Origin of the sequence: Enterobacter sp. A103, assembly GCF_034427535.1 — a bacterium.
GTDB lineage: Bacteria > Pseudomonadota > Gammaproteobacteria > Enterobacterales > Enterobacteriaceae > Enterobacter > Enterobacter asburiae_B.
The window spans coordinates 1-11,417 of sequence record NZ_JAXQPQ010000022.1; the positions used below are offsets into that span (position 1 = coordinate 1).

The window sequence follows — 11,417 nt, forward strand, 5'->3', positions numbered from 1 at the left end:
ACTGGCGCCGAAGGCGTCAGCGCGGCGCTCAAGGGCGGCCTGGTACTGGTCAGGTGCGATACGGCTGAGTGCCTGCTGCCAGGGTTCCCACTCTGCCAGCCAGCCCACAAAATCTCGGTTCTCGGCTTCCCTAACCATCTCAGCAGCCCTGATTAGACGTGCCTTTTCATCAGGTTTATTTGGATCAAGATGAGAGACAGCCACGAAATCCATCTTATCAATAATAGATGTCAAATTTAAGTCTTCTTTTAGCCCTATTTGATAACCAAGATAAACTTCAATTTCATCAATATTAATATGATTACTAGTAAGCTCACTCACAGTAATACCGGCTATTTTTTCAAGCATATCTAATCTAAATATTTCACGTGCTTTTGCAAGAAGAGAAGACACTGAATTATCCTCACCTCCGCTTTCTATTTCTGCAACAAGCATTCCACGCTGCATCCAATTCCAAGTAAGCGAAATACGATCGTTACAGGTCTCGCTTGCTCCGATTGCTAGATCGATCATTTTTTTACGCAATGCTGGAGATGTTGAAATTTTAACGAGCCAATCAGCAACTTGTTCTCTAAAAGTTTCAGCGAGGGTTAAATCTCTGTTCGGATCAGTTAAAATGCTAATACGGCTTAATCTGGTTAGAAAACTATTAAAAGCGCCACTACTGTCTTCGGCAATAAAATTACTCCAAGTATCTGAAACATTCCTGCGTTGTTCAAATGGGAACCAATCAGATACAACAATATTTAGACTGGCCAGCAGTAAATTTACACCCTGAACTTCATAAACTAAAGTTGGACCATTATAATCAGGAGATGTTAAAGCAGCCTGTAAATCATTGGTCACATAATCTGCTGAAAACCTATTGCCTGTAAGAATCACATTACAACTTTCTGCTAATTCTTGGGAAAATTGGTCAACTGGCACAGATGACAAGTAATTATTGCTCACATTGAGTGTGATAAGATCCGGAGGAAGATTAGACGGTAAAACTGTAAAAAGATTGTCACTAATATCTAATATTTGCAATGTAGGAAGAAAGCCATCAGGAAAATCATATATTCCGTTCCCTTGCGCATATAATTCGGTCAAAGACTCTAAATCATCTAAACCACGTAAAGTCCCTAAGTCATCAAGTTGGTTATGTTGAATATTCAATGTTTCAAGTGCTGTGAGTCCTTCCAGATTAAGCGCTGTATGGAGATTGAGATTATTATATCCAATGTTAAACTCTTCCAAGCTGTCAGGAAGATGCTCCGGTAAATTTATTAATTTATTATGGCTTGCATCTAAAAGTTCTAAGCCTGCGGGTAATGGAGAGGGTAATAACAAAATGTTGTTATTTGATACATTTAACATTTCAAGCATCGATGGTAATGGAGGTAGACCGACCAGCGAATTATGACTAATATCCAAGTAAGTAAGATTCGTACATGCAGCCAGTTTTTGCGGTGGAATCGATAATATCTTATTGTGATGAATATCTAAATCTGTCAAAGTTTCGGGAAGGTTATCCGGTACCTCTGTTAAATTATTATTACTCACATCTAACTTTATCAAACCATGAGGGAAAAATTCCGGAAGAGAACTAAGATTTAAACCCGATAGATCGAGCTGTTCTGATACATCACCTTCAGAAATCCAATCAGCTGTCCTTTTAACGGCTTCGAGCCGTCCTTCATGTTCAGTAGAAGGAGCCTGAGCTGCCCATTTATCTAAAAATAACTTATATTCTTCGTTCGTCATATGTTTTTCTCCAAAATTTATGAATGTTACATTAAAACAATAACCAAACATGTTGCACATGCGAAAAATGCTCTCTTAAAACACAAGAATTTTCAATATTCATTTCAACGTAATTAAAAATGACATCTTCGATTTATTTTACGCCATTTAATATTTACTAAAAAATATATAAAACTCCGATGCTAATTTATTGAATTGAGAGCATTATAAATCCGAGCTTAATAGGTCATCTCATTATGTAGTAGCGCTCCTAAAGATGAGCACTACTACGAAATGCAGCCACCCTCAGGATGTAAAGCATGACGGCATCTATTAGGGTCAGTTAAAGTACAGTGGAAGTCAGCATGGGCGTTGAGTTTTGATTCATCGGCGTAGTTGTCGAAGCTATATGAACATCACTAGGACCATCAAATGTTGCCATTGATTGAGTCAACTTTTGAAGGTGGACATTGTCTAAATAAAATCCATTCCCATTATAATTTCGGTCATACTCATCTTGGTTTTGCTCGTCAATCAACTCAATACGCATAGGCTGTCCTTCGAGAATGGAGTGTTCTCCTCCAGATATATTCACCTCAAAAGTTTTCCAACCTACAGAAGCCCCATCGTGATTTTCTCCTGGAATATAATCTGAAAAAGTTATCGCTGATTCTCCTAAAACAGTTGTTCCTGCAAGCAACCGAAGTTTTAGATGCTCATGATTGCGAAAAGTTAATGGTCCGGATTCCTCACTAACTGCCACCGACAATTTATAGTCAGTATGGTTATCAAAATTTTCAGATAATGTCTGGCCAATCATACACCCATCGGATATAAATAGACTATTCATACCGTCTTTAGCATGCAGCCCATTCCAGTCGGAATTATAAGTATTGCGAATCATCATATTCCCTCCTAAATTTGGCCTCTGCCACCCGGCTGGAGCATTTGTTCCCGAGAGAAATCCTGAACTATGATCAGATTCAAAAGATGAATTTTCTATTGCGACCTCATGATATGCTTGTATGTTTACAGGTTCAGATATTGAAACTTCTTCAGCATGCGGCAAACTCGCCACATCCAAGCCTGCGTTAATCGATTCCGGTTTCCTAAACACTGTACTGTTTCCAGCATGGTAAAGCCTTACGCCTGTAATAAGGTCGGAAGGATTAATATTCAATCTAACAACAAGTTGTTTATTATCATCCGGCCATTTCACCTGCACCGATTGTAGCTCCCATTCCCCATTCCTTTGTACTGCAACTTGGTACAGGTTATCACCATGACTATCTGTTGCTGCCAAGTGTCGACTTGCAAACATTATCGCATTAATGTGTATAGCGCCCCCAAAATCACTTCCTTCTGACTGATAAGCCAGATTTGTGTCCGGTGGTAAACTGTTCAAAGCATAAGACATAATCATATCCTCTTTATGGTTACAAAAACTCTTTAGAGAGCACGCTGGTGTATTTTTTATAATTATGACAGAAATTATCATGCAGTAATGTAACCTATTGAGGTAAATATATGTATATTTGAATGTTTGTGTGCGAAATATTATTCAATTTTAATTATAATTTCGTGTTTGTCGTTGAAAGCGAAATTGCGACCATATAAGCGAATCTAGGCTAAAGCCCTGATCGCTGGAGCCTGCAAAAGGAGCAACTCCAAACAATACTGCATATAAAATAGTCTTTCCCAATTATGGTCGAAGGCTCAGAGGTCCATGTTTAACCTTGTCGTAACCGCCACTTTGAACCACTCCCTGTTCCGGTATCCCTCAACTTGATCTGCAGCAGTCGTATCTTGCTGTTTGAATCGCCACGGGTTTAACAGACACCTCAGAGTCATTTAAGATGGCTTAAAGAGAGGTGCCCATGAGCGGTAAGCGTTATCCCGAAGAGTTTAAAATTGAAGCAGTCAAACAGGTTGTTGATCGTGGTCATTCTGTTTCCAGTGTTGCAACACGTCTCGATATCACCACTCATAATGAACAGTCGGATGCTCAGGCCGAGATTCGCCGTCTTCAGAAAGAGTTGAAGCGGGTTACGGACGAACGGGACATATTAAAAAAAGCCGCGGCATACTTCGCAAAGCTGTCCGACTGAGGTACGCCTTTATCCGCGACAACAGCCGTTGCTGGCCTGTTCGTTTGCTCTGTAGGGTTCTGGATGTTCATCCCAGTGGTTTTTACGCCTGGCTTCAGCAGCCGCATTCACAACGCCATCAGGCAGACCTGAGACTGACAGGACAGATTAAACAGTTCTGGCTGGAATCGGGATGCGTCTATGGTTATCGCAAGATCCATCTCGATCTACGTGATACCGGACAGCAGTGCGGAGTGAACCGGGTCTGGCGGCTGATGAAGCGTGCCGGAATAAAAGCTCAGGTTGGGTACCGCAGCCCACGTGCACGTAAAGGAGAAGCCAGCATCGTGACACCCAACAGGCTCCAGCGGCAGTTCAATCCGGACTCACCGGATGAGCGTTGGATGACGGACATAACCTACATCCGAACCCACGAAGGCTGGCTGTATCTGGCCGTGGTGGTTGACCTGTTCTCCCGAAAAGTTATCGGCTGGTCAATGCAACCCCGCATGACAAAAGAGATTGTCCTGAACGCACTGCTTATGGGGGTGTGGAGGCGTAATCCTCAAAAGCAGGTACTGGTTCACTCTGATCAGGGCAGTCAGTACACGAGCCATGAGTGGCAGTCGTTCCTGAAATCACACGGTCTGGAAGGCAGCATGAGTCGTCGCGGTAACTGCCATGACAACGCGGTTGCGGAAAGCTTTTTCCAGCTTCTGAAACGCGAACGGATTAAGAAAAGGCTCTACGGAACGAGAGACGAAGCCAGAAGCGATATTTTTGATTATATCGAAATGTTTTATAACAGTAAGCGTCGGTATGGTTCGAGCGAGCAGATGCAACCGGCTGAATATGAAAACCTATATTATCAACGGCTCAGAAGTGTCTAGATTATCCGTGGCGATTCACATCGATTTGCGCGACCTTCCTGCAAGGAGAGGTAATCCATATCGGTGAAAATAACTCAGTGAGGACAACAGATTATAATTATGCTCCAGTGTTTTACCAAATCCAAAACCGGGATCAAGAATAATATTTTCCCGCTTAATATCGGCATTAATGCATCGCTGTATCTGGCGGCTGAAAAAAAGACTGACCTCTGCAACGACATCATCGTAAATGGGCGCCTTTTGCATATTCGCGGGCTGGCCCTGCATATGCATCAGGCAGGCAGGTAAACCTGTTTTTGCCGCGGCCTCAATGGCTCCGGACAGGCTCAGTGAACGAATATTATTAATCATATGAGCACCGGCCGAAGCAGCCTCAAGAATGACCTCTGGTTTTGATGTGTCCACGGAAATCCAGATATCAAATCGTTGTGCCAGCGCTTCCACAACGGGGATCACCCGGTGCAACTCTTCTTCAGTGCTGACTATTCCAGCCCCCGGACGGGATGATTCACCACCAACATCAATGATAGTGGCACCGTTATTAATCATTTCACTTGCATGCCCGATCGCTGTCGGCAATGAGTCATATTTCCCCCCGTCCGAAAAAGAGTCTGGAGTGATATTCAGAATACCCATTACCTGCGTTTTTAAGAGGTCGAGAATTTTATCTTTATATGTAAGATTCAATTTTCGCATCATATTTAACCTGAATAAGAGGTTCATCCCTTTCTTCACTCCATCAGAAACAGGGCAACAGAAAGTACAATACTTGTTGTCGCATCACAACCCTGATAAAAATCAAGGTTATGTGGGATTTGCGCAAAGAGCCGGTGGCATCATTCCCCGGTTAAGACTGGCGAGGGAATAACTGATACAGGGTGTACGTTAGCCCCCCTCTGTCTTCAATTTCAGTGAAACTGAGTTCTTTCAAATCATAACCACAAGCTCCGACCAACTGGGTAAATTTTTCGAGATCCCCGTTGGAACCAAAATTCATCAATAGCCGCCCGTCTTTGTTCAGATAGCGGTGTGACTGACGAATGAACCTCTCTATTTGCCGGTATCCTGGATCAAATACCGCTCTTTCAATGGGTGACTGATAATCGTAATCATCATCAGCCCAGACAAAGGGAGGATCCCAGAACACGGTATCAAAGGTTTCATTCTGCTCTATGGCCGAGAATACATCGCCGTGCCTTACGTCAACCCTATCCTTCAGCTTATAGTGGTGGGCGTTTTTCCTGCAAAGACTGACTGCGTAAGGATTAATGTCTGTCGCCACGACTTCATTATTGTGTTTTAACGCAGCGATAATACTGAGCGTTCCCAAACCGCATCCGACTTCCAGCAAACGCTCCCCCTCTCTGAAAGGGAAAGCAGATAATAAAATATGGCTTGAGCGAAAATACTTTGGCGAAAAAACCTGATTGTGTGCCCGTAATGCTAAGCCCTCGAAGTCTATTTCATACTCGCCTGATTCTGTCTGGCTTAGGGTGATGTTTTTCAGAGCATTATTAAATCGTTCCAGCCTATCCATGCGACTCCTTAGGGAAGGATCCGGTTCCCCCGGGTCATCCCTGCTTCAGTTATTTGTCAGCGCGGTATGCAAACTACTGACTGTCAATATTAACACTATTTATAATAAGGTTTTAAGGCAACAGAGCAAACTGTTCATTATTACACATGAGGATCAACAATGAGTTCTGTCATGCTATGGATGTAGAGTAGGTAATATGCTGTTTTAAAAAGTGTTACCTGATGATGTCTCTGCTCCGAAAATCGTCTATTGCTGGTGATTTTATTGAAGCTTCGAAAGAACACAAAAAAATAACAGGCGGAAGTTTCGAATGGAATGGACTTCCACTGGATATGCGCCTGATTAACTCTTGTGCAATCATAGGGTAAACATAGCCCCGGAGGGATTCGTTATGACCAACACGGTAAAACTGTTCTGGTTAAACCAAAGTATCGCGTTCTGCCCTTCCCGAGCTGATTGCCAGTTTACCTCCCTGTGTTATCGGGATGGAGGCACGTTCCGGGGCTCACTACTGGGCAAGGTTGTTTCGGCAATATGGTCATGGACCACGTCTGATGGCTGCTAAACTTGTATCTCCTTACCGCATGGCCGGTAAATCAGGCAAAAATGATGCAGCTGATGCTCAGGCTATCTGTGAAGCAGTTCGTCGCCCGCATATGCGGTTTGTACCAGTGAAGGATGAGAGCCAGCAGGCGATGCAATGCCTACACCGTACCAGACAGGGTTTTATCGAAGAGAAAACAGCAACATATAACCGATTGAGAGGTTTGATATCATTCGGTGTCATCGCCCCACAAAATACAGATGCCCTGCGTCACATGGTTTCTGAGCAGAAGAGTTCTTTGCCACTTCAGGTTCAACAATGTGTTAATGACCTGCCGGAACACATTGATCGTATTGAAGATAATATTACTGAATATGACCGGATTTTGTCCCGCATGGCAAAAACTGATCAGCGCAGCCAGCGATTGATGGAACTGAAAGGGATTGGTCCCACAACGGCCTGTGCGCTGGTCGCCAGTATCAATAATGCACACGATTTAAAAAATGGGCGACAACTGGCAGCCTGGCTGGGACTAACGCCATCGCAGCACAGCGGTGGTGGGAAATCAAAGCTTGGCAGGATAACTAAAGCTGGCGATTCGTATCTGCGAACGCTACTGGTTCAGGGGGCTTGTTCGGTTCTGATTGGTGCCGAGAAAAGGACTGATTCATTCAGTCGTTGGGTCTGTTCACTGGTCGAGCGCAGAGGATACTGGCGTGCCGTTATAGCCATCGCCGCCAAAAACGCAAGGCTGTGCTGGCATTATTGCATTACGGTGATGATTTCAGGCTGTACTCAGCCAGCTAAAGCACGAAACAAAATAACCATCTGACCTGCAATTCGTTGATGATAAAGGGTTAGACCCCGTGAGGACTATCTGACTATTGTACAGGATATACGCATCCGCTTAACGAACAAGAACCTCACACACGTCTTTCATCAGGGTCCGAATCGATGACGATTCATCATGGCCGTTTATAGTACCGCAGTCTCTCCCCTTTATTTTTACTGAAGAGCAGATAGAAACCATAAACACCGGCGTTGACATGCCGGGGAAGCCCTTATAGGCGGTTCCGGCGTAGAACCCCTAGTTCCTGCAGGCCAAATGAGAAGTGGCTGACCGATATTACATAGTTCCAGCTTCCGGCTGGAAAAGTCTATCTGTCGCCGGTTATCGACACCTTTGATGGCCAGGTTGTGAGCTGGTCGATAGGAACACGCCCGGACGCGACGTTGGTGAATACAATGCTCGATGACGCACTCGATACGCTCAATGAAAATGACAAACCAGTGATACACAGCGATCGTGATGGCCATTACCGGTGGCCTGGCCAGCTCGATCGTATCAACACATCGGGACTTATAAAGTCCATGTCGCGTAAAGGAGGCTCGGCGGATAATGCGGCTGGCGAAGGTTTCTTCGGGCATATCAAAAACGAAATGTTCTATGGCAGAAACTGGACAAATATTACGCTGGGAAAATTTATCTGCTTCCTGGACAGGTACATACGCAGGTATAACGAGAAGCGTATCAAGCTATCATTAGGTGCAATGAGTCCGGTGAAGTACCGACAACATCTTGGGATCACAACATAACAGTCCAGGAAAACATCCGCAGCCCCAAATGACAGTTTGGCTTAGTTTTGGACAGGCGAAAAAAGCCTATCCACAAAGAAACGGTTTCGTCCCCCCCAGACAGCAGCTCAGAAAGCAATCGATGAAACAGAAGGTATGAAAGTGACGGTTCCGGTATAATTCAGTCAGACAGAAAAAGGCAGCGGGAAGCACACATGTCAGACAAGAAAGGAAAAGGTAAAAAAGGCATCACGTCAACGCCACATGACGCAACATTCAGGCAGTTTCTGACACAACCAGAGATTGCCCGTGATTTTATGGAATTACACCTCCCGGCAGAGCTGCGTGCTGTCTGCGACCTGAGTTCGCTGAAACTGGAGTCGGGGTCGTTCGTCGAAGACGACCTCCGCCAGTATTTCAGCGATGTGCTCTACAGCCTGAAAACTACCGACAGCGGTGACGGTTACGTCCACGTGCTCATCGAGCACCAAAGCTCGCCTGATAAGCACATGGCTTTTCGCCTGATTCGATACGCAGTGGCGGCGATGCAGCGTCATCTTGAAGCGGGTCATAAAAAACTGCCGCTGGTGATACCCGTGCTCTTTTATGTCGGCAAACGCAGTCCATACCCGTACTCCACCCGATGGCTGGACGAATTTGATGACCCTGAGCTGGCGGGTAAACTCTACAGTGAGGCCTTTCCGCTGGTTGATGTGACAGTTATTCCTGATGATGAAATAATGAACCATCGCAGTATGGCGGCACTGACTCTGCTCCAGAAACATATTCATCAGCGCGATATCGCCACCCTGACAGTCCGGCTGGCCACTCTGCTGATGACTGACTATCTTTCTTCACCGCAGGTGATGGCCCTGATACACTATTTAATACAGGCAGGCGAGTCAGCCGACGCCGAAGCCTTCGTTCGGGAACTGGCACAGCTTGTGCCGCAACATGGAGACGCACTGATGACCATTGCACAGCAACTTGAACAGAAGGGCATCGAGAAGGGCATCGAGAAGGGTATTGAGCTAGGCCGACAGGAAGGTCGCAATGAAGGTAAACTCGAAGTTGCCAGAACCATGCTACAGAACGGCCTCGACCGCAACACCGTCATGAAAATGACGGGTCTGACCGAAGATGACCTGGCACAAATCCGCCATTGATAGTTAACTGGTCGCCAGGCACATCAACTAAACAGCTTTCCTGAACAACCCGAATGAGCACTGGTGCATGGACAGGGCAAGGAGTAGCAACCTTAATCTCATCCGTGCATAAATACCTCAATACAGACATGCTCTACAGGCTTCACAGTATCGAGTCTAAACGTCGCTCTTTATCAAGAAACAGGCGGCTGATTTCACAACACGGGATGTCTGTCGGCAGAACGAGATCAGTGAAATACTCATGGAATATCTCACTGATCATAGTGGAGTTCCGGCGTAGAACCCCTATCTTGCCATCAAAGGTGTCGTTCCGGTGAACTCATCTTGACTGGTCGACTGGCACCTGCGTCAGGTGACCAGGAGAAGCGGTTGCCAGGAGGTGAAGTACTGAGTGGGGTATTGGGCCGCCTTGCCGCCGGGACTGAATCAGCCAGGACTATGCGCTGAAGCCCCGTGGCGCGAGAGGTTCCAGCATTGACGGTGTCAGGGGCGCAACACCTTAGTCAGCAGACCGTGAGCCTGGTGACAGGATATTGCCCCATGTCGTGCCACCGGTTGTCAGTTCGCGAAGGTGAACTCGGGCAACGTTAACAGTTCGTTTAGCCGCTCCTCTGGCCAGCCGGGTAAGGCCACTGGCGCGCCAGTTGGTGACGTGTTGAATTTTCTGCTCAATGAACCATCGTTGTTTTGGCATCGGTTAGCTCCATCAGAGTCAATAAAGAAGATGGCGCTGATATTACCTGCAGAAATTATTATGAAAATATGAGTTCACCGGAACGACACGCATTGAGTGCTGGAGTGCTGTTTCGACGGTTAGTTTCGTCAGCATGCGAGAAAACGCATTGAGGTCGGCTTCTGTCTTAAGGCCTTTAGCCAGTTCACGCAAGAGCTTTGAGTTTCTTCTCGTCCATAATTTGCCTGTCTCCGTTGTTGGAGTGAACATATCAAAAACAGGCAGATACACAATTTAAATTACAGGTTCATCATGTCGACTGCAATGCGAATCAGTGATCGATTCAGGTGCGATTTTGTATCCAAAGATTAATTATCAAAACAAATAGATCAATCTCTGACTCTTCAGACAAAGTTTCCGATAGTTCGTTGTTAACCTGGCTGACGCTTGATTTATCTCTTAATGGATACATTAACAGTTGAATACCTTAAATAATTCAATCCTAAATGTGACCAAGGCCACTCCTATACGTCAAACCAGAATCAGACTACTGCATTTTTTCCATCTTTGACGGTACTGAGCAATTTGCAAAAGAGCCTCCTTATGAGAATACCCTTTTATGCAGCATTGCAGATAAAGTCTCAATGTTTTTTCTCGATGTTTCTTTACTGCTTTTTGGGACAGACCGGCTATCCTTCCACTATCAAAATCAACACCTAACCAGTCCGTCCCATGTTCGATTCTACCTATAAATGTTTTATCTGAATGTTTTCCAAAATTTCGCATCGCAAAAAACTCATTCATATACCTGATGCATTGCCGCAATCTGTGTCTGGTGCGAGTCAGAATAATAAAATCATCCATAAAGCGGGAATAAAAAACATCTTTGTAATGGTTTCCAAAAAATTATCAACGTGAAATAACAGACTTCCGCCAAACAGTGGACTCAGCGAACATCCCCGTGGAATACCGTGCTCTGGCGTTCTTATTTCACCACCACACTCTACGCTATACCAAAAATACTGACTGATGAGGTCCAGTAGTACTGGCTCCTGAATGTACTGTCTTACCTGCCAGAATGATCCTACCCATTTAAAGTGGACGCAGCCCTAAGCGAGGTTCTGGTTTTCAAATTGTTCCGGACTGAGGCCGCCACAGGCACTGTGACGACGCCACCGATTGTAATCACACTCGATATAATTAAACACCGTCGTCCGCAT

General features: G+C 45.1%; 6 protein-coding genes and 3 pseudogenes. 4 read left to right on the forward strand and 5 right to left on the reverse strand.

The window, feature by feature from the left end:
- Positions 1-1,746: NEL-type E3 ubiquitin ligase domain-containing protein (locus SPH27_RS22805; RefSeq protein WP_322435904.1), on the reverse strand; the 1,746-nt coding region annotated here is incomplete at its 3' end.
- A gap of 322 nt (positions 1,747-2,068) precedes the next feature.
- Positions 2,069-3,142 carry a hypothetical protein gene (locus SPH27_RS22810; RefSeq protein ID WP_322435905.1) on the reverse strand — a complete coding sequence of 358 codons (1,074 nt, stop codon included), beginning with the start codon at positions 3,140-3,142 and terminating at the stop codon, positions 2,069-2,071.
- Between the two features lie 460 nt (positions 3,143-3,602).
- On the opposite strand from SPH27_RS22810, the gene SPH27_RS22815 reads away from it, so the two are divergent.
- Positions 3,603-4,702, forward strand: a protein-coding gene (locus tag SPH27_RS22815; RefSeq protein ID WP_322435906.1) for an IS3 family transposase whose coding sequence is annotated in 2 segments (ribosomal slippage) — positions 3,603-3,792 and positions 3,792-4,702 — 1,101 coding nt in all. Because the reading frame shifts where the segments join, the coding sequence is not laid out codon by codon here.
- An 18-nt stretch (positions 4,703-4,720) separates the two neighbouring features.
- Here SPH27_RS22815 and folP read toward each other — a convergent pair.
- Together folP and SPH27_RS22825 are read right to left on the reverse strand one after the other, a co-directional pair.
- Positions 4,721-5,398 (reverse strand): annotated as a pseudogene (gene folP, locus SPH27_RS22820) (dihydropteroate synthase); the annotation flags it as partial.
- 151 nt (positions 5,399-5,549) lie between these two features.
- Positions 5,550-6,239 (reverse strand): methyltransferase, encoded by a 690-nt coding sequence (locus SPH27_RS22825; protein ID WP_322435907.1) that lies wholly within the window; start codon positions 6,237-6,239, stop codon positions 5,550-5,552.
- A gap of 384 nt (positions 6,240-6,623) precedes the next feature.
- On the opposite strand from SPH27_RS22825, the pseudogene SPH27_RS22830 reads away from it, so the two are divergent.
- The 3 genes and pseudogenes from SPH27_RS22830 to SPH27_RS22840 all read left to right on the forward strand — a co-directional run bounded on the left by SPH27_RS22830 (position 6,624) and on the right by SPH27_RS22840 (position 9,524).
- Positions 6,624-7,590: pseudogene (locus SPH27_RS22830) on the forward strand (IS110 family transposase).
- A gap of 294 nt (positions 7,591-7,884) precedes the next feature.
- A pseudogene (locus SPH27_RS22835) lies at positions 7,885-8,379 on the forward strand (IS3 family transposase); the annotation flags it as partial.
- 194 nt (positions 8,380-8,573) lie between these two features.
- Positions 8,574-9,524, forward strand: a complete 951-nt coding sequence (locus SPH27_RS22840; RefSeq protein WP_322435908.1) for an Rpn family recombination-promoting nuclease/putative transposase — start codon at positions 8,574-8,576, stop codon at positions 9,522-9,524.
- A 1,782-nt stretch (positions 9,525-11,306) separates the two neighbouring features.
- On the opposite strand, the gene SPH27_RS22850 is transcribed toward SPH27_RS22840, so the two are convergent.
- Positions 11,307-11,417: IS3 family transposase (locus SPH27_RS22850; RefSeq protein ID WP_071682716.1), on the reverse strand; the 111-nt coding region annotated here is incomplete at its 5' end.

Excerpts from the sequence above, each read along its gene's own strand:
- SPH27_RS22810 (WP_322435905.1), bottom strand. The coding sequence starts at position 3,142 with ATGTCTTATGCTTTGAACAGTTTACCACCGGACACAAATCTGGCTTAT.
- SPH27_RS22825 (WP_322435907.1), bottom strand. The coding sequence starts at position 6,239 with ATGGATAGGCTGGAACGATTTAATAATGCTCTGAAAAACATCACCCTA.
- SPH27_RS22840 (WP_322435908.1), top strand. The coding sequence starts at position 8,574 with ATGTCAGACAAGAAAGGAAAAGGTAAAAAAGGCATCACGTCAACGCCA.